The sequence below is a fragment of the Arthrobacter sp. M2012083 genome (assembly GCF_000281065.1).
Lineage (GTDB): Bacteria > Actinomycetota > Actinomycetes > Actinomycetales > Micrococcaceae > Arthrobacter.
Genome location: NZ_AKKK01000066.1, coordinates 52,532 through 72,015, shown reverse-complemented (window position 1 = coordinate 72,015; position 19,484 = coordinate 52,532). Strand labels below are relative to the sequence as shown.

General features: G+C 61.7%; 17 protein-coding genes. 2 read left to right on the top strand and 15 right to left on the bottom strand.

Annotated elements, in window-relative coordinates; translation table 11 throughout:
- Positions 1–145: 145 nt before the first annotated feature.
- The 14 genes from A477_RS0121140 to dinB all read right to left on the bottom strand — a co-directional run bounded on the left by A477_RS0121140 (position 146) and on the right by dinB (position 17,216).
- Positions 146–1,087 (bottom strand): cell division protein FtsQ/DivIB, encoded by a 942-nt coding sequence (locus tag A477_RS0121140; protein ID WP_017200846.1) that lies wholly within the window; start codon positions 1,085–1,087, stop codon positions 146–148.
- Entirely contained in the window at positions 1,080–2,450 is a 1,371-nt protein-coding gene (gene murC / locus A477_RS0121135; protein WP_017200845.1) for a UDP-N-acetylmuramate--L-alanine ligase, read from the bottom strand. Before murC ends, A477_RS0121140 begins: the two co-directional genes overlap by 8 nt.
- On the bottom strand, positions 2,447–3,565 hold the full coding sequence (gene murG / locus A477_RS0121130; RefSeq protein ID WP_017200844.1) for an undecaprenyldiphospho-muramoylpentapeptide beta-N-acetylglucosaminyltransferase: 1,119 nt from the start codon (positions 3,563–3,565) through the stop codon (positions 2,447–2,449). The genes murC and murG overlap by 4 nt, the downstream gene beginning before the upstream one ends.
- A 6-nt stretch (positions 3,566–3,571) precedes the next feature.
- A complete protein-coding gene (ftsW, locus tag A477_RS0121125) occupies positions 3,572–4,873 on the bottom strand; it encodes a putative lipid II flippase FtsW (protein ID WP_017200843.1) in 1,302 nt (433 codons plus the stop codon).
- 2 nt (positions 4,874–4,875) lie between these two features.
- Positions 4,876–6,465: a UDP-N-acetylmuramoyl-L-alanine--D-glutamate ligase gene (gene murD / locus A477_RS0121120; RefSeq protein ID WP_017200842.1), complete on the bottom strand. Its 1,590-nt coding sequence runs from the start codon at positions 6,463–6,465 to the stop codon at positions 4,876–4,878.
- Positions 6,447–7,556, bottom strand: coding sequence for a phospho-N-acetylmuramoyl-pentapeptide-transferase (gene mraY / locus A477_RS0121115; protein WP_011774413.1), 1,110 nt, complete (start codon positions 7,554–7,556; stop codon positions 6,447–6,449). Before mraY ends, murD begins: the two co-directional genes overlap by 19 nt.
- Entirely contained in the window at positions 7,553–9,043 is a 1,491-nt protein-coding gene (locus A477_RS0121110) for a UDP-N-acetylmuramoyl-tripeptide--D-alanyl-D-alanine ligase (protein WP_017200841.1), read from the bottom strand. Before A477_RS0121110 ends, mraY begins: the two co-directional genes overlap by 4 nt.
- Before the next feature lie 6 nt (positions 9,044–9,049).
- The gene (locus A477_RS0121105; RefSeq protein WP_017200840.1) at positions 9,050–10,696 is read right to left on the bottom strand and encodes a UDP-N-acetylmuramoyl-L-alanyl-D-glutamate--2,6-diaminopimelate ligase; all 1,647 of its coding nucleotides are present in this window, start codon (positions 10,694–10,696) and stop codon (positions 9,050–9,052) included.
- Between the two features lie 101 nt (positions 10,697–10,797).
- Positions 10,798–12,594: a peptidoglycan D,D-transpeptidase FtsI family protein gene (locus A477_RS0121100; protein WP_017200839.1), complete on the bottom strand. Its 1,797-nt coding sequence runs from the start codon at positions 12,592–12,594 to the stop codon at positions 10,798–10,800.
- Positions 12,595–12,636: 42 nt separating this feature from the next.
- Positions 12,637–13,305 carry a cell division protein FtsL gene (gene ftsL, locus A477_RS0121095; RefSeq protein ID WP_017200838.1) on the bottom strand — a complete coding sequence of 223 codons (669 nt, stop codon included), beginning with the start codon at positions 13,303–13,305 and terminating at the stop codon, positions 12,637–12,639.
- Positions 13,302–14,330, bottom strand: coding sequence for a 16S rRNA (cytosine(1402)-N(4))-methyltransferase RsmH (rsmH, locus tag A477_RS0121090; protein WP_192812033.1), 1,029 nt, complete (start codon positions 14,328–14,330; stop codon positions 13,302–13,304). Before rsmH ends, ftsL begins: the two co-directional genes overlap by 4 nt.
- A gap of 139 nt (positions 14,331–14,469) precedes the next feature.
- Positions 14,470–14,901, bottom strand: a complete 432-nt coding sequence (mraZ, locus tag A477_RS0121085; RefSeq protein ID WP_017200836.1) for a division/cell wall cluster transcriptional repressor MraZ — start codon at positions 14,899–14,901, stop codon at positions 14,470–14,472.
- Between the two features lie 445 nt (positions 14,902–15,346).
- Complete coding sequence (locus A477_RS0121080) at positions 15,347–15,715, bottom strand: SCO2097 family morphological protein (protein WP_017200835.1); 369 nt, start codon at positions 15,713–15,715, stop codon at positions 15,347–15,349.
- A gap of 238 nt (positions 15,716–15,953) precedes the next feature.
- Positions 15,954–17,216, bottom strand: a complete 1,263-nt coding sequence (gene dinB / locus A477_RS0121075) for a DNA polymerase IV (protein ID WP_017200834.1) — start codon at positions 17,214–17,216, stop codon at positions 15,954–15,956.
- 72 nt (positions 17,217–17,288) lie between these two features.
- Here dinB and A477_RS0121070 point away from each other — a divergent pair, with 72 nt between their 5' ends.
- Positions 17,289–17,864, top strand: coding sequence for a hypothetical protein (locus A477_RS0121070; protein ID WP_026005819.1), 576 nt, complete (start codon positions 17,289–17,291; stop codon positions 17,862–17,864).
- Positions 17,861–18,955: a polyprenyl synthetase family protein gene (locus tag A477_RS0121065; RefSeq protein ID WP_017200831.1), complete on the top strand. Its 1,095-nt coding sequence runs from the start codon at positions 17,861–17,863 to the stop codon at positions 18,953–18,955. The genes A477_RS0121070 and A477_RS0121065 overlap by 4 nt, the downstream gene beginning before the upstream one ends.
- A 110-nt stretch (positions 18,956–19,065) precedes the next feature.
- Here the strand turns inward: A477_RS0121065 and A477_RS0121060 are convergent, their stop codons facing one another.
- The gene (locus A477_RS0121060; RefSeq protein WP_017200830.1) at positions 19,066–19,419 is read right to left on the bottom strand and encodes an Rv2175c family DNA-binding protein; all 354 of its coding nucleotides are present in this window, start codon (positions 19,417–19,419) and stop codon (positions 19,066–19,068) included.
- Positions 19,420–19,484 lie beyond the last annotated feature (65 nt).

Here is a 19,484-nt window from a genome sequence, read left to right as displayed (position 1 = left end):
TCTAGTTGAAGGTTATAGTTATGTCAAGTAACTCTACTGCGACGGTATTTCCTCTGGTTCCCACATGCAATCTCCGCTTGCGCGTGTCGTGTGATTGTCGTGAAATAAGGCCACCGCCGGCCGCAGGTTACATTCTCAATACTGCTTATTTCGTAAATGGATGCCGGGGAACACTGACGTCGTAGACACTGACCGGAACCTTTGGGTCCGCCGGCATCCTCAGGAGCGCTTCAAGCGCCTTCGACTTTAGTTCCCTATCCTCGGCATTGCCCCACACTACCGTTTTTCCGTCCACCAGTTTCAGCTCGACGGCATCCGCTGATGCTGCAGAAGCCGTGGACATCCTGGCCAGGATATCGGCGGGCAAGGTGTCCAGCACAGCAGCAATCGCCTTGAACAACCCGGTGTTGGTAGTGCCGACTCCCGCATCGATCAACGGCAGTGCAACTGCCGTCAAGTCCTTCGTTGCTCCGAGCTGCACACCGTCCACATCCACCATGACGTAGGAGTCCCCCTGCTTTAGCAGTGCCACCGGGACGCGTTCGTCCACGTGCACCAGCAGCTCCGATGGCGGCCGCGCTTCCATGGTGGCCGCCCTGACCTGGACCAGCGGTTTCAGGAGCTCGTTGATCTCCTGCTCGCTGACCTGTGGCAACGGTTTTCCTTCGAGGCCGGAGAGTGCTTTCTGCACTGCGTCCGGCGTCAGCAACGTCGTGCCATCCACGGTAATTGTCCGGACTGCAAGCACGGGCGAGAATATCGCTCCTGCGATCAAAGCCCCGACCACAACGGCCACCATCGAAAGCGTCCAGAGCACGAGCCGCCGTTGGCGGCGCTTCTTCGGTTCAGGAAAGGCAATGACGTTGTCCGCCGGCAGAGCCTTGCCGTCTTTGGAGCCCCCGCCAGCCGCCTTCGAGGCACCGCCTGCGGACTTGGCAGTGGTTGCCGGCTTCTCCGAGGTATGTGCTTCCGGTTCAACGGACCGCTGCGCACTAATGACCTCCGCCGAGTCGCCCCGGGGCCGGCCAGCCTTGCTTGGGCGCACGTCCGTAGCCGGTTTGAAGGTGGGCTTGCGGGTGCTAGCCACCCAACGCCTCCACAATCGACGGCCCGTAGGCAGTGACGTCGCCGGCGCCCACCGTCAGCACCACATCGCCGTCGCTTGCTACGGCTGCCACGGCGTCTACGGCTTCATCGGCGGAAACCAGCCGTCCGTTCACCAGATGCTCGGTGATCAGCGTGCTTGTCACACCAGGAATGGGGTCCTCGCGGGCTGGATAGATGTCCAGGACCAGGGCGGTGTCCGCCAGGTCCAGCGCGGCCGCGAACTCCTGTGAGAACTCACGGGTGCGCGAAAACAGGTGCGGCTGGAAGAGGACGTGCACCTTGTTGCCGGCGGCGACGGAACGGGCCGCCGATAAAGCTGCACGGACCTCCGTGGGATGGTGGGCATAGTCGTCATAGACCCGCACCCCCCTGCCCTGTCCCTTTAGCTCAAAGCGCCGGGACGCGCCCGTAAAGTGGCCGAGCGCCGCCGCTGCAGCCCCAGGTTCCACGCCGAGTTCGACGGCGACGGCGAACGCAGCTGCCGCGTTCAGGGCATTGTGCCGCCCCGGTACCTGAAGGTCGAGTTTGTTGACGTCGCCGTTATAGGCCACGGATACGTTGCCCGGGCCGCCATCATGAAGCCGGATGTCCGCGTTGTCGGATGTGCCGTACGTCAGCACCCGCGTGGTCCCCTGGGACGCTGTGCGTTCGGCCAAGGCCCGGGCACCGGCGTCGTCGGCACATGCCAGCAGGACGCCATCGGCAGGAAGGAGTGCGGCAAAGGCATCGAAGGAGGCGAAGACGGCTTCCGGCGTCCCATAGTGATCCAAGTGATCGGCCTCGACGTTGGTGACCACAGCAATCAAGGGCCGGTAGTTGAGGAATGAACCGTCCGATTCATCGGCCTCTGCAACGAAAATATCGGATGCCCCGTGTGCCGCATTAACGCCAAGGGCCGGAACATTCGCGCCGATGGCAAAGGAGGGATCCAAGCCCGCTTCCTTGAGCAGGACGGCAACCATGGAAGTCGTGGTGGATTTGCCGTGGGTTCCCGCGACGGTTACTACCCGGTGCCCGGCCATGGTGGCGGCCAGCGCCTCTGAGCGGTGCAGCACGGGCAGCCCGGCATCACGCGCCGCCACCAGCTCCGGGTTGTCCGCACGGATGGCTGAGCCGGCCACAACCGTCTGGGCATCGCCCAGGTTTCCGGCGTCGTAGCCCACGGCGATGCGCGCTCCTGCCGAGGAGAGGTCCCGCATGACCGGCAAGTCCTTGACATCCGTGCCGCTGACCGGGACACCCCGTGACACCATGATGCGTGCGACGGCGGACATCCCCACTCCCCCGATGCCGATGAAGTGAACGCGTCCGAGGGACTCTAGGCGGGCGATGCTGGTGGTCATGCGGATACCGCTTCCAAGACAAGATCAGCCATGCGCTGATCGGCGTTTCTGATACCGAGGGCCTCGGATTTACGGGCCATGTCGCTGAGCCTGCTGCTATCTGTCAAAAGCGGAATCACTTCGCTTCGCAGCCATTCCGGACTGAGGTCCTTGTCATCCACCATCATGGCGCCCCCGGCGGCAACCAAAGGGGCTGCGTTCAGTGCCTGTTCTCCGTTGCCAATGGGCAGGGGCACAAAAACTGCGGGGACTCCCACCGCCGCTACCTCGCTGACGGTTCCGGCCCCGGCACGGGCAAGGAGGACATCGGCAGCGGCGTAGACGTTCTCCATACCGTCCACGTACTCAACCTGCCGATAGCCATCCGCAGTGAGAAGTCCGCCGTCGCTATTCTTGACGGCTTTGCCGATGCCCGTAATGTGCAGCGTCTGTACGCCTGCAGCCGCCAGCGCGGGAAGCGCGGCAGTGATGGCACGGTTGATACTCAACGCCCCTGACGAGCCGCCTGTGACGATCAGCGCAGGGCGGTGGGCATCCAAGCCAAGCGCAGCCTTTGCGGCAGGGGCAGCAGTAGTCCTGTGAAGTTGCGAGATGGCCCGGCGCATAGGCATGCCTACGTGGCGTGCCCCCCTCAAACGGGTACCGGCAAATGCCACGGCAACATGGTTGCTGAACCGGGCGCCGACCCGGTTGGCCAGGCCGGCCTTCATGTTGGCCTCATGGATGACGATGGGAATCCTGAGTTTCCTGGCGGCAAGGTACATCGGTGTGCAGACGTACCCGCCCACACCCACCAACACGTCCGCGCGGGATTCTTCCAGGATGCGCCGGGCCTGCCGGACCGCGCCGCTCAAACGAGATGGCAACTTAACGAGGTCAGCTGAGGGCCTGCGCGGAAACGGAACACGGTCAATGGTGGCAAGTTCATACCCGGCTGCGGGGACGAGGCGGGTTTCCATGCCCGACGGCGTACCGACAGCAAGGATGGCAGCCTCCGGTCGCTTGTCCCTGATGGCACCGGCAATGGCCAGCAACGGGCTGACGTGACCGGCAGTTCCGCCGCCGGCAAGGACGACGGACAAAGGCTTGGACGCGTTGTCGGAATCAAAAGTCATGAAGTGCTAGGTACGCTTTCGTGCTGTCTTGGACATGAGGCGCGGCAGGAATCCTGAACGCTGCTGCGCTGGCAGTTGGCCGCGGGCCAAAGACAACACTACGCCCACGCCGCAGAGGGACATGATCAGCGCGGAGCCGCCGTAGGAGATGAAAGGAAGCGGCACGCCCACCACGGGAAGGAGCTGGGTCACCACGGCCATGTTCATGCTTGCCTGGCCGAGCAGCCACACCATGATTCCACCGGCAAGGGTGCGCTGGAAAGGATCAGTCTGCCTGACCACCACACGGAAGATGGCAATACCAAGAATCGCGAAGAGGACCAGGACCACGATGGTCCCCACGAGGCCGAGTTCCTCGCCGATAATGGCAAAGATGAAGTCGTTGTGGGCTTCCGGAAGCCAGTTGTACTTCTGCCGGCTTTGTCCGAGGCCCAGCCCGGTCCAGCTCCCCTGCGCAAGGCCGTACATGCCGTTGGTGGATTGGAAGTCGAAATCAAACTGCTCGGTGCACTGCTGGGAGGCAGTTCCCAGCCACGACGTGATGCGGCAGATGCGGTTGGAGCTGCTGATGGTCCCCAGGACGGCACCGACTGCGCCCACTGCACCGGCGATGGCCAGCATGCGGCCCGGTACGCCGGCGAAGTAGAGCCCGGCAGCGGTGATCGCCGCGATGACGATGACTGTTCCGAGGTCGTTTCCCAACATCACCAACGCGATGACGAGGCCTGCGCCTGGAACCACGGGAATGATGACGTGCATCCAGCGGTGAAGGAGCTTCTGCTTCCGGGCGAGGACGGCAGCGATCCAGACGCAGAGGATCAGCTTTGCCATCTCGGAGGGCTGGAGGGTTACACCGCCGATGTCGATCCAGTTCTTGTTGCCGTTAACGGTGTTGCCCATGACCTGCACCAAGGCCAGCAGAACAATCACGGCCCCCAGCGCCCACCAGGAGAGTTTCTTCATCCAGTTCACGTTGGTCCGTGAGATGACGTACATCGCAATAAGTCCAACGACGCCGAAGACCGCCTGCTTGAGGGCATCGGCGTAGGGTGATTTGCCTTCGGAGATGGCTTCAACGCTGGAGGCGGACAACACCATCATGATGCCGATGGCCGTCAACGCGAGAGCACAGCCGAGGATCAGGTAATACGTGGAGCTGTTGGGGGCTTTGCCCTTGCCTTCAAGGCTCTCCCAGAAGCCGCGCAGGTGTCCGCGGAGCCCCTTGGGCCGGCTGTCGTCAACAGACGCGGCCTTGGACATCCCGTCCCGGGGTTCTTTGCCGCGGGTGCGGGTGGGCGTGCTGACCATTGTTACTCCTCGGTGGTCGGTGCCTGCCCTTCCACAAGCTCGCGAACTGCCAGGACGAAAGCGTCGCCACGGTGAGCGTAGGAAGAGAACTGATCCATGGATGCAGCCGCCGGCGCCATCAGGACGGTATCGCCCGGCGTTGCCACTCCGGCGGCCGATGCTACGGCCTGGGCCATGATGGTCTCACCGTAGATTGGCGGAGCGGCGTCTCCGGCTGCGGTCTGCACTCCTTCAGTGTCGCCCTTGGGGGGCGCGATCACGGGGACATCCGGTGCGTGTCGTTGGAGGGCTGCCTCCAACGCCTCTGTGTCGGTGCCAATGAGCACCACGGCCTTCAGGCGAGGTGCGTGCTCTTTGACGAGGTCGTCGTAGTTGACGCCCTTGGACAGGCCCCCGGCGATCCAGACAACCTGTTGGAAAGCCGAGAGGGCTGCGGATGCCGCGTGCGGATTGGTTGCCTTGGAGTCGTTGATCCACAGGACGTCGTTGTGGCTGGCCACCAACTGGATGCGGTGGGCGCCTGGAAGATAGTTGACCAGACCCTGTTTCACCGAGGCCGGATCAATCCCGTAGGCGCGGACGAGGGCCGCGGCTGCGAGGGCGTTGGCCACCATGTGCCGTGGTGCCACCGGTCCAAGATCGGACATCGCAGCAAGTTCCGCCGCGGAATCCTTGCGCTCAGCTATGAAGGCCCGGTCGACTAAGAGGCCGTCCACCACACCCAGCATGCTCACAGCCGGTGTATTCGTGGTGAAGCCGATGGCCCGGCACCCTTCAACGACGTCGGCGTTTTCCACCATTCGCTCAGTCTCGATTTGTTCCGCGTTATAGATCGCGGCCCTCTGAGTGTTCTCGTACACCTTGGCTTTGTCCGCGAGGTACGAGGCATAGGAGCCGTGCCAATCGACGTGGTCCTCGGCAACATTCAGGCAAACACTTGCCACTGGAGACAACGAGTGGCTCCAGTGCAGCTGGAAGCTGGAGAGCTCAACAGCGAAAGCGTCATAGTCCACGGGATCCCGGAGCGCGTCAAGAATGGGAGTGCCGACGTTTCCCACTGCAATCGCCTTAAGTCCGGCTGCCTGCAGCATGGATTCAGCCATGCCCACCGTGGTGGTCTTGCCGTTGGTGCCGGTAATCGTCAGCCAGTCCGCCGTCTTGCGTCCTGCCCGCTCCCTAAGACGCCACGCGAGCTCCACGTCGCCCCAGACAGCGATGTGCTTTCGCTTCGCCGCGGCAAGCATGGCTTGGTCAGGGCGCCAACCTGGAGAGGTCACCACAAGCTCGGGCAACGTTCCGTCGATCAACGGGAGTGCCTTAACGGCTTCCTCCCCCAACAGCACATCCACCGCCCCCACAATTTTCAGGGTGTCGGCTTGGGCTTTGGCCTTTGCAGTGGTGGCGGCGTCAACCACCACTACCTTTGCGCCAAGTTCGATCAGGGTGTCTGCAGCTGAGAAGCCGGAGACGCCAATACCCGTCACCACGACGCGCAGACCGGCCCAGTCAGCATCCCAGCTGGTGAGCTCGTTGAGCCTGTCGGCGTTCGACGGCGTCGTATCCGGGTTTTCGTTCACAGCAGCACCACCCATTCAGCATAGAAAATTCCAAGGCCGGCAGCCACGAAGAGCCCTGCGAGGATCCAGAACCGGACCACAACGGTAACTTCATCCCAGCCCTTCAGTTCAAAGTGGTGCTGTAGCGGTGCCATCTTGAAGACGCGCTTTCCACCACTGAGCTTGAAGAAGCCCACTTGGATGATGACAGAGAGCGTGATCAGGACGAAGAGGCCACCGATGAAGGCAAGCAGGAGTTCGGTGCGGGACAGGATGGCAAAGGCCGCAACGGCACCACCTATGGCCAGGGATCCTGTGTCACCCATGAAGATCTTGGCCGGTGATGTATTCCACCACAGGAATCCCACCAAGGCAGCACTGAGGATAGCCGCCAGCAGGGCAAGGTCCATGGGGTCGCGTACCTGGTAGCAACCGCTGCCGGCTTCCCGTGGTGATCCGCATGCCTGGTTGTTCTGCCAGATTCCCATAATGGTGTAGGCGCCGAAGACCATGATGGATGCTCCGGCAGCCAATCCGTCCAGGCCATCAGTCAAGTTCACGCCGTTGGTAGCCGCGGTAATGATCAAATTGGACCAGAGCACGAAAAGGATGGCTCCCACCACGGTGCCGCCGAAAGCGAGGTCCAGCCAAGGGATATCCCGGACCAGGGAAATCTGGGTGGATGCAGGACGCAGGCCGTCCTCGTTGGGGAACTGGAGAACCAGGACCGCGAAGATGATGCCAACGGCCGCCTGGAGGATCAGCTTGGCGCGTGCATTGAGGCCTAGGCTGCGCTTGTTGGAGATCTTGATGAAATCATCGAGGAAGCCTACGAAGCCCATGCCCACCATGAGGAACAGCAGAAGCAGCCCGGATGCCGATGGCCCGGCGGAGTCCGGGTTCATCATCCACATGATCAGGTGTGTCACGAAGTAGCTGATGAGTACCGCGGCCACCACCACGGTTCCGCCCATGGTGGGGGTGCCGCGCTTGGTGTGGTGGGAAGTGGGACCGTCGTCGCGGATGAATTGTCCGTAACTCTTGGCCACCAGGAACCTGATGAAAAGGGGCGTCCCTATCAGGGCCACCAGAAGGGCGACGCCGGCGCCGATCAAAAGTGCAATCACAGCAGCTCGTTCCCTTCGCTTGCGGCAGCTTCGGCCGCGTTGTCTCCGGTGGGCTCGGCCCGTGGAGGTAATGCTATCCGATCACCCAAATGCCGTAGTCCCACGCCGTTGGAGGACTTGAAGAGCACCAGGTCTCCGGGTTTCAGCTCGTTGTGAAGCAGCTCATAGGCTTCTTCCACAGTCTCCGTAAACGAACACTCGTCGCCCCAGGAACCTTCCTGGATAGCGGAGATGTAGAGGGCACGGGCTTCGCGTCCCACTACCAGCAGCCTGGAGATGTTCAGCCGCACCACCTGGGTACCTACGGCGGTGTGCTCGCGGATGGAGTCCTCCCCCAGCTCGAGCATCGCACCGAGGACCGCCCACGTCCTTCTGCCTTGTCCGAGGTCAGCCAGCGTGCGCAAGGCTGCCCGCATCGACTCCGGGTTGGCGTTGTAAGCGTCGTTGATGATGGTGACGCCGTCTTCACGTTCAGTACGCTCCATCCGCCAGCGGCTGGCCGCCGACTGGGAGCTAAGCGAGGAGGCGATATCGGCGGCCGGCATGCCGGCGGCGAACGCGGCAGCGGCTGCTGCCAACAGATTGGTGACGTGGTGGCCACCGATCAGGCGGCTTCGTACCTCAACGGAAGGGCCGCCGTCGGGAAGCACCAGATCAAACTCAGGGTAGCCGTGGTCGTTGACTACAACGTTGCGGGCTTCCACCTCTTCGGTGGTAGCGGGCGAAGCCGTGAAGCCCAGAACCTTGGCTTTGGTCCGGGCGCGCATGGCAGCAACCCGGCCATCGTCGAGGTTGATCACGGCTGTACCGTGCTCGCCAAGGGCTTCCACGAGTTCGCCCTTGGTCTTGGCGATGTTCTCCACACCGCCGAACTCGCCGGCGTGAGCGGTGCCGACAACCAGGACCACGCCGATGTCCGGCTTGACCATCTCTGCCAGGTATTTAATGTGGCCCAGGCCCGTGGCGCCCATCTCGATCACCAGGAAGCGGGTGCTGGCGTCAGCGGCAAATACCGTCAACGGGACGCCCACCTCGCCGTTGTAGGAGCCTTGGGGAGCCACAGTGGCTCCGGCGGTGGACAGCACACCGGCAAGGAGGTCCTTGGTGGTGGTTTTGCCCGCTGATCCTGTGATGCCAATGACCGTAAAGTCCTCGCCGCGGCTCTGACGCTCAGCACGGATGCGGCGGACGGCCTCCGCGGCCAACGCGCCCATGGCCAGGACAGCATCGTCAACCACGACGCCGGGATAGGGGCGGCCGTCAGCATCGGTCACTTCGCGTTCACCGAGAACCATCACGGCGCCGCGTTCAAAAGCGGCGTCGACGAAATCGTGACCATCGGCATGCTCGCCGGGCTTGGCCACGTACAGCGATCCGGGCGTCGCTTCCCGTGAATCAGTGACGACGGAAGTGGGCACGACGTCCGGAGCTCCGGTCAATCGGCCATGGGTGAGGTCGGCGATCTCCGCCGCAGTAAGTGCAATCATCTCGGTTTAGGACTCTATCCGCTGGTCCGCTGAAACGCTGAATCCCTTGGATGTCAAGGCGGCCCGCAATTCGACCCTGTCGTCCAGGGCGAGGTTCACTCCCTTGACCTCTTGCCACACCTCGTGGCCGCGCCCGGCGATGAGGATAGTGTCCTTGCTGGTTGCCATGTCAACCGCCAGTTTGATGGCTGCATCCCTCGGGTAGGACTCGATGATTTCGCTGTTCAGGTTTTCGGAGTTCCGGGCTGCGTGCGCGCCCTGCAGGACCTCGGCCCGGATCGCTGCTGCGTCCTCGTCGTGGGGATCGTCATCGCTGATGATCACGATGTCGGCGAGCCGGGCGGCGATGGCCCCCATTGTGGGCCGCTTACCCTGGTCGCGTTGACCCGTTGCCCCGAAGACCACGATCACGCGGGATCCCTCGAGGGGTGAACGGACGGCTTGCAGGGCACGGGACAAAGCGTCCGGATTGTGGGCAAAATCAACAACGGAGGCCGGCTCCGCAGAGACAAGCTGCATGCGTCCGGGCACTGCGACAGTGAACGGATCGTGCGCATCCAAGGCAGCCTGGAGGGTTTCTTCGTCCACGCCGGATGCCAGGACCATGACCATGGCCAGGGCTGCATTTGCCACGTTGAAATCTCCCGGCAGTCCGGTGTGGACGCGCAGGCTTCTTCCGTCAACGTGCCTGAGTTCGAATTCCGAGCCCAGGCCACGCGCGGTGATGGATGCAACGTTCCAGTCGGCGTTTACGCTGCCGCCATCGATGGGCTTGGTTGCGAGGGTGGTGACCGGGATGTCGGTGGTATCCGCCAGCTTGCGTCCCCAGTCGTCGTCCACCGTGACTACAGCGTGCCTGGCCCTACCTGAGGTGAAAAGTTCAGCCTTGGTTCGGAAATACTCGTCCATGCTGCCATGCAGGTCCAGGTGGTCCTGGGTGAGATTGGTGAAACCTGCGACGTCGAACATCACCCCGTCCACGCGGTGGAATGAGATGGCATGGGACGAGACCTCCATGGATGCCGCGTCCAGGCCCCGTTCGCGCATCAGGGCCAACAGTGCGTGGACATCGGTGGATTCCGGTGTCGTCAGGAGGCTGGGGATCGGCTCCCCGCCTGCGACGATTTCAATGGTTCCGATGAGTCCGGGCTTCTTACCCAGGGCGCGCAACAACGAGTTGATGAAGTAGGTGGTGGTGGTCTTCCCATTGGTTCCGGTGACGCCGAACAGCGTCGGGAAGCCGGCATCCGCAGGCTGGCTACGATAGATCAATGCTGCCAAGCGCCCGACGGCGGTTCGCGGCTCCTGGACGACAAGTACCGGCACGGGCTGCTCACCCGCAAGCGCAAGCTGGCGCGCTCCGGCGTCGTCCGTCACCACCGCAACCGCGCCAGCCTCGACTGCCTGCGGAACGAAGTCGGCACCGTGGCGGGAGGCTCCGGGCAAGGCCATATAGAGGTCGCCTGCTTCGACGGCCCTGGAGTTGAGGGTAATGCCTGTCACTCCCCTGTCCTGGGTGGCATCCGGAGCGGCGACACCCAGTGCGTCCGCGATGACTGCCAACGGCACTGCCGCCACGGATGCGGGACGAAAGCCGGACTGGCCGGCATCCGGCGTAGTGGCGCTGATAGCTGCCTCGTTGTGCTCTGACACGTGGTTCTCCGTTGGTACTCGTGGAACGACCGGCCTGGGGCCAGCGGCGCCCGGGCCGTTAGTGGTGGATCGATTTTTGGCCGAACAGACGCCCAAAAAGCTTACTTGACGAACTGGGGCAACCGCGCGGGCGTTCCGGTGGACGGAGCCACGTTGTAGGTCCGGAGGACCTGCGACATCACTGAACGGAAAACGGGGCCGTTCGTGACTCCATAGATGTTTCCCTTGGGGCGCTGAAGCACCACTTCCACGATGAACCTGGGGTCATCCATCGGTGCCATGCCCACCATCGAGGCTGTAAAGCCGTCGAATCCCGGCAACCCGTCCTCGCGGGGGGCTTGGGACGTTCCCGTCTTGGCGCCGACGCGGTAGCCGTCAATGGCTGCGTCCTTGATCTGGCCCTCAGTCACGGCACTTTCCAGGATGTCCCGGACCTGCTGGGCTGTTTCCTTGGATACCACTTGGCGGGAGTCCTTGGCCGGAACCTTTTGCTCCTCGCCCTCCGGAGTGATGTAGCTGTCAATCAGCCTGGGCTGGAGCATCACGCCATCGTTGGCAATGCTTTGGAAGGCGCGCACAGTCTGGAGTGTTGATTGCGAGACGCCTTGCCCGAACAGCACGGTGTACTGCTGGCGGTCGTCCCACTGCTCGGGCTTGGCCAGGATGCCTGTGGCTTCCGCGGGCAGGCCGATGTCCGTTTGCTCGCCGATGCCGAATTTCTTCAGCCAGTCGTACCGTTGCTCCTTGGTGAGCCGGCTGCCCGCCATCACCGTTCCGGTGTTCATGGACCAGCCGAGGATACCGGCGAGGGTACGCTCTTCAGTGCCGTGCTCGAATGCATCGGTGAACGTCTGCCCATCGATGGTGTAGGCCGCGGGGGTAGTGAAGTGGTCCAAGGGAAATGACTTCCCCTCCTCGATCACGGCTGCGGCAGTGATCATCTTCTGCACGGAACCGGGCTCGTAGGCGGCCGTCACGGACCTGACACCGCGGTCCTTGGCATCAACCTTCCCGGGGTCATTGGGGTCCGGCGAATTGGTATCTGCCAAGGCAATGAGATTGCCTGTCTTGGTGTCGATCACGATGATGGAACCCCACTCGGCATTCATCTTGTTGACTTGGCTTTGGATTGCCTGCTGCGCAAAATACTGGATGTCCGTGTTGAGGGTCAGCTTAACGTCGCTTCCATCAACAGCCGGGGTGAGTTCATCTGTTGCCACCGGAATCCTGAGTCCATCAGCACCGATCTCAAAGACACGTTTACCTTCGACGCCGCGAAGAATCTCGTCCTGGGTTTGTTCGATGCCCGCTTGCCCGTTGGTGCCATCCTTCAGGAAACCAACCACGCCTCCGGCAACGCTGCCGTTGGGATAAACGCGCTTGCTGACGCCTTCCGCACTAAGGCCCGGGATATAAAGCTTGGAAATCCGGTCTTCCAATTCCGGCTTGACGTCCTTTGCCACCATGAAGTACTGCTTATCTCCGGTCAAGGATTCACGGATAGTACTCTCATCCGCTCCCAGAAGCCCGGCCAGGTCTGAGATCCCCTGATCACGGGTGATCTCATCCAGCTTCTCGGTCTTCTCATTGAAGCGGTGGAAAGTTTCCGTGCTCGTATTCACGGTCTGGTCCACCACGATGTTGTACCGGATCACGCTGCTGGCCAGCACCGTCCCGTTCGCATCCACAATCTGCCCCCGCTCGGCAGGGAGCACTTGAGGAGTGAGGCGGCTCGCCAAGGCAGCTTCAGCCATCCCGCCCATATCCAGGCCTTGAACCATGAACAGCTTGCCGCCCACCACCAGGAGCAAGGTCAGCATGATGCCGAGGCCAACGCGCAACCGCTTTCTTGCCGCCGGCGTCTTCGTTTTTTTCGATGTGCCGGGGTTCTTTGCCACGTTGATTCCTTGCTGCTGGCCTTGCTTCGGTGGACTGACGGTCTACTGCCCTGGTGCCTTTTGCTGGGGAGCCGGTACCGATCCCCCGTGGAGCTCTACGGGCGGTTTCGCTGCCGGAGACGCCGGGATTGCCGCTGGGGTCGGGGGCGTTGCGGCCGGGGCCGACTGAGTTGCATCCGATTTGCGGTTTTCCAACGGGTCCTTGGTAGTCACCGATGGAACAACATCAATCAACCCTTCAACAGCCGGAGCAGCAAGCAGGGCTCCCGGGTTATCTCCCTTAACCGCCGGTGATGCCTTACCGGTCACAGCCATGGTGTTCAGATCGATCTGGCCCTTAACGGTGGAAGCAACCATTCCCAATTCTGCAGCCTTGGCAGCGAGGTTCTGCGGAGCTTCGAAGTTCTGCTTCTTCTGCGTCAGGTCCTGGTTCTCCTTGTTCAGCGTGGCAGCTTCGGCTTTCAACTGCACCAACTGGTACTGCGCTGTGGACACGGAGATGTTCAGCACCAGGACAGTCAGCAGCGCAGCGGCCATCGCCACGAAGCACAGGACCACGAATGGCGTCCTTCGCTTTCCCGGTGCAGTGCGTACCACTGATAGAGGAGTGCGCGCCTTGCGGGCAGTGTCAGGCTTTCCCGCTGGGACCGGAAGCGCACGTGCAGTGCTGCCGACCGTGGAGGGCAAAGTCTTCGCTGCGGCGTTGCTCATGCGTCTCTCCTCTGTTTGATACGCTCCACTGCCCTCAACCGGGCAGACGCCGCGCGGGGGTTTTCAGCGATTTCTGCTGCTGTAGGCACTTCCGTGCCCTTGGTGATGGTCTTCAATTCGGGTTTGTGTTCTTCAAGCTCAACCGGGAAACCGAGTGGTGCCGACGATTTGGAACCGGATTGGAAAACGGACTTCACGATCTTGTCCTCTAGGGAGTGATAGGACATGACCACGATCCGACCACCCATGGCCGTCGCGGCAACCGCGGCCGGCACGGCCCGTTCCAAGACATCGAGTTCCTCGTTGACTTCGATCCTGAGAGCCTGGAACGTGCGTTTGGCCGGATGACCGCCGCTCTTGGCAGCAGCGGCGGGGACAACGCTGCGGATTTGCTCCACAAGTTCCCCAGTAGTAGCGAATGGCTTCTCCGCGCGGGCGTTGACGATCCGGTTGGCTATCCGTCCGGCGAACTTCTCCTCGCCCCATTTCCTGATGATGCGCACCAGTTCGTCTTCGCTGTAGTTGTTGACCACATCAGCTGCCGTTTGGCCGCGGCTGGTATCCATCCGCATATCCAAGGGAGCGTCATACGAGTAAGCGAATCCACGTTCACGCTCATCCAACTGCAGGGACGAGACTCCAAGGTCCATGAGAATGCCATGAACTTCCGGTATGCCCAGGTCCAGCAGGACGTCCTCAATCTCGTCGTACACCGCGTGGACGAGATCGGTGCGGTCAGAAAAGGGTTCCAAGCGGGCTCCGGCCAAGGCCAGGGCTTCCTCGTCGCGGTCGATGCCAACGAGGTGGAGGTCAGGGAAGCGCTGCAACATGGCCTCGGAGTGGCCCCCCATGCCAAGGGTTGCATCGATGGCGACAGGTCTTTCCCCGCGTTTCCTCGCGGCTTCAAAACCGGGAGCGAGCAAGTTGATGCAGCGGTCTTTCAGGACGGGCACGTGGCGCTCCGATGTGGGCTTTGCCGCGTCCTGCTCTTCCACGCTGCCTCCTCTTTCCTCAATCGCTTGCATGCTGATTCTTGAATCGGATCCCCATCCGCGCCTATCGTTCGGCCGGCCTGGCTCAGGGGAAGGTGAGCCAGGAAGACAGTTCGATGGGCGGCTGGAGATCCCATTCAAGAAGCTGGACTGCGGCTTCCTCCAACCGGGATCAGATGAACCCGGGCAGATTGTCGTCATCCGTTTCCGAGAAGGCTGCTTCCTTCTCGTTGAGGTACTCATTCCAAGCTTCGGCATCCCAGATCTCCGCCCGGGTACCGGCACCGATGACCGCCAGTTCCCGACCAAGCCCTGCATATGTCCGGAGCGCCGGCGGAATCGTCACGCGCCCCTGCTTGTCAGGTACCTCATCAGAGGCTCCAGACAGGAAAACCCGAATGTAGTCACGTGCCTGTTTGGAAGACAGTGGCGCCTCCCGCATTGACTCGTGAATGCGTTCGAATTCCTTCTGGCTGAAGACGTAGATGCAACGTTCCTGGCCCCTGGTGAGAACCAATCCGTCGGCAAGCTCCTCACGGAACTTGGCGGGAAGGATGATCCGGCCCTTTTCATCGAGACGCGGCGAGTGAGTACCCAGAAACACTGGTCCACCGCCCCTCAATCAAGGTGCCCGCACATACCCAACACTGCCACTACCCTCTTATGCACTCCACTTTACTCCACAACGCACCACAGTCAACGCAATCGAAGGCGTTTCTCCACCACTTTGAGAATCGTCCGCCCCCACGTCACGCGGTTTTTAGGGCAGTGGCAGAAAGTGGAGGGCCAAATGCACAGGGCAGAGCCGGCCGCTTCGGCGTCCCGGATTTTGTGCCCCGGATCGGGTAATACCAGGCCAGGACGAGGGCAAAGGGGTGGAAAGTGGAGAAAAGGGTGGGAAGTGGAGCGCCACACTCCCCCGCCGGGGATCAACCCTTAAACGCGAAAAGACCCGCAGTGCGGGTCTTTCGTTATCCCCTGTGGAAAATTAGGGGCGTGTTTGATTCAGGAGTGGCCGCGGGTGACGGCTGGGAGCCCGAACGGGACAGTCAGTTGTCGTCGCGACGCCGTTCGTCCCAACGTTCTTCCAAGCTGCTCATGAACGAACTCTTGGGCTTGGTCTTGCCAGGTTTTCCCTTGTTGGCTTTGCCGAAGGCCGCGCCGCGTAACGTGGCAAAGTAGACGCCAGCACCCATGACGATGAAACCAAGGACACCCACAGGTATCGCCTGCATTGATACGCCAACAAGCAGGAGGAGGATACCGGCAATGGCACCAAGCACACCGATGATGACATGCCGGGTAGACCAGCTGCGGATGGGATCCGAACCCATGGTGTTGGCGAACTTCGGATCGTCCTCATGAAGTTGCTTCTCAAGTTGCTCAAGCAGCTTCTGTTCATGCTCCGAGAGGGGCATCGCGACCTCCTTTAGTCAGCCAGCGTCTGGACATAACGCGTCCTGTGCGTCTGTTTCCATAACGATCGGACCAAGAAAATCGTTCCCCAAAATTCCCTCTAGGTTCAGCGGGCATCCCGGGGCCGACTGTTCAGGAAACAGTTTGTCCAGACGATCTAAATCTCTGTAATAAATAGGATAGTTTGTCCGACGCCGTTCTGAAAGACGCGAGGAGTCCTGCCGGGCGCCCGTGCTGGCCTCAGGAGTCCGCAGGCGGCTTTCCAGGTTCCAGGAGCCGTGCCGGAAGAAGCGTTTTGGACCCAAAACGCTCCGAGACCCGGTCAAGCACCTGTTCGGCTGCCCGCCAGTTATCGTCCCGCCGATCAAGGCTCAACTGCAGGGATGCCTGGCCTGCCGGTTCCAATTGCTCAGCCCGAACTCCTACCAATCGAACGCTCATGGATCGCGTCCCCAGGGATTCAAGGAGCTGCACGGCTACTTGGTAGATCAGTTGCGCGCTGTCCACGGGGGTGTGCACGGTGCGGCTGCGTGTGACCGTGGAGAAGTCCGAGTACCGCAGCTTCAATGCCACGGTCCTTGCCAGCATGCCAGCGCTCCTGAGCCGGATGGCAGTACGGTGAGAGAGACGCAGCAATTCCCTGTGCAGTAGAGCATCGTCCGCCGTATCTACCGAGAATGTCTCCTCTGCGCCGATGCTTTTTTCAAGCCTGGCCGGAGTGACGGGCCGCGGGTCGATACCCATGGACAAGCGATGAACGTGCTCACCGCTGGCCCCCAGGACCTTTTTGAGCGACGCCAGGGGCGTTGCCGCGACATCCGCGACTGTGCGGATGCCCAGACGGGAGAGCACTTCGGCAGTTTTGCCACCAACACCCCACAAGGCGCCAACGGGAAGGCTATGGAGATAAGGGATGGAGTCCTCGGCATCGATCTGGAGGATACCGTCGGGCTTGCACCGCGTGGAGGCAATCTTGGCCACAAACTTGGTGCTGGCGATCCCGACGGATGCCGTGATGCCAAGTTCGGACTGGACCCTCCGGCGGATGAGGTGCCCGATATCCATCGGCGACCCAAGTCGACGAATCGCGCCTCCCACGTCCAGGAAGGCTTCGTCTACACTAAGCGGCTCCACCAGGTCAGTGATGGAGGCGAAAATCTCCATGAGTTGGGCGGAAACCTCGTAGTATTCCGTGTGCCGGGGGTTGATGATCACCGCGGCTGGACACCGCCTCATGGCAATGGACATCGGCATGGCGGACTTCACACCTGTGGCCCGGGCTTCATAAGAAGCAGAAAGCACCACGGAACGTTCTGCGGGGAACCCAACAATGACCGGTTTGCCCCGAAGATCGGGACGGCGGCGCAGTTCCACCGAGACGAAGAAAGCGTCCATATCCACGTGGAGTATGCTGGTTCGCCGCATCTCCCGCAGGGCATCTCCGGCGCTGCGGGCGGGCTTGCTGCCGGCACTTTGAGTGCCACCGAATGCTTCCTGCCTCACAACGGCAATACTATGCCCGACCTCTGACTAAACTGGAGGCACAGTCCGGCTCAGCCCCAGGAAGGATACCCTGTGAAGCTCTTTGGAACTCCTCAATCGCGAGGGTTTGCCCTGCTCGCAGTCAGTGTCGCTTTGGCGGCGTCAGCATGCACCCCGTCACCCGGCGGTTCGGCAGCGCCGTCCGCTTCAAGCGCTTCCTCGCCGTCGTCGGCGACGCCAACTCCGTCATCATCGGCTTCCGGTTCCACGGCTTCGCCTGAAACCACCTCATTCACGGAAACCCCCGCAGCGGCTCCCGACGCCACGGCAACGGTTAACGCACTTGTTCCGGGTTTCCCTGAGCAGCTCATCCCGGTCATGCCCAAGACTTCTGTTCGTTCAAGCAGTGTGGACAAGAGCGCTGCAGTAGCCACAGTGGCTCTCGTGGGAACAATCAAGGCTCCGCCGGAGGGCGTTGTGGACTACTACAAAACGTCCATGGAGGCGCAGGGATTTAAGCTTGTCCCCGGCCCGTCGGCTGTCGGCAATGTCACCTCCTTGGACTTCATCCGTGGTGACGGCGAGACGGTGAACGTTTCGGTCAGGCAAAAAGAAGGCGTCTCAACGTTCACTATCGGTGCCAACGTGGCGGCCGGATCCGTCAAGTGACGGCTACTTCCAACGTCACCTCGGAGCAGACACAGTTCATTAGTGGTGTTGCCGGCAAACTGAGGGACTTCATGTCGGAGCAGCGGGACCTTATGGCCTCGGTTTCTCCCGATGTAGAACCGCTTATTGGATCGATTTCGGATCTGGTCACCGGTGGAAAACGTCTCCGGGCCTTAATGTGTTACTGGGGCTGGAGGGGCGCCGGCGGCGCCGCCGCCGATCCGGACATCGTCACGGCCGGGTGCGCCCTGGAGCTATTCCAAGCGGCGGCCCTGATCCACGACGACATCATCGATCGATCCGACACCCGCCGCGGCGGCCCAAGCGTGCACAAGCGGTTCAGCCAGCTCCATGAAATGAATGGCTGGGCGCTGGACAGCGGGCGTTTTGGCGATGCGGCGGCTATCCTTACCGGCGACCTTTGCCTTTCCTTCAGCGAAGAGTCCTTTACGGAAATCGGCCCCAGGGCAGCAGCGGGAACTCCTGCACGCCGAATCTTCAACATCATGCGGGCAGAAGTGATGGCAGGTCAGTACCTCGACATCCTGGAAGAAGTGGCCGGCCCCGTCCGTGACAGAGCCGGATCCGTAGAGCGGGCAAAGTCCATTATTCGGTACAAGTCCGCAAAATACTCCACGGAACATCCTCTGGCGTTGGGCGGCGCCTTGGCTGGCGCTCCCGCCGGCTTGCTCAACGGTTACTCGGAGTTTTCCTTACCACTGGGTGAGGCTTTCCAAATGCGGGACGACGTCCTGGGCGTCTTTGGCGATCCCGAGACGACCGGCAAGCCCGCTGGGGACGACCTCCGGGAAGGCAAACGCACTGTTCTGGTTGGTTTTGCCATCAACCAGGCGCCGCCGAGAGAGGCAGACTTCCTTGACCGTATGCTCGGCAAACCTGACCTTGGCGAGGACGAGGTAGCTGAATTACGACGCGTCATGGTTGAGTGCGGCGCGTTGGAGGCCACGGAGTCGCTGATCGCCGAGCTAAGCAACAGGGCCTTCGAAGCCCTGGAACGCCTGCCCCTTGACGACGTGCCCCTGGTGGCGTTACGCCAGCTTGCCGAAGCCGCTGTTAGTCGGGCGGCCTGACCCGCGGGCAGCCAGAACAAACAAGACATGCAGCGACGACGGCGGTGAATCACCGCCGTCGTCCGCGTTTTCCGGCTCCCGCTCAGGAGGCACTGTCCCGGGAGGAGCTGTTACCAGGCCAGGGACTGGGCGCGGCGCCTGATCTCTGTCTTTCGCCCCTCGCGCAGGGCGTCAATGGGGCGCCCCCGCAATGATTCGTCCGGGGTGAACAGCCAGATGATCAGTTCTTCGTCGTTGTAACCAGCATCGCTGAGAACCGCAATGGTTCCCTTGAGGCTATCCACAACATGCCCGTCCTGGATGAAGAGGGCAGGGATTGAGCGGATATTCCGTTCTCCCCGCCGGATGGCGACAAGCGCGCGCTCATCCAGAAGTCCGTGGACTTTGGTGATGGAAACTTCCAACAGTTCGGCAACATCCGGCAGCGGCAGCCAGTCGGAAACAAGGCTTTCTACATTACTCACGGATCAAGGTTGCCACGCCGCCCCGCCCGGCGCATAGCCGGAGTTCAATGCCGATGCACGCAGAA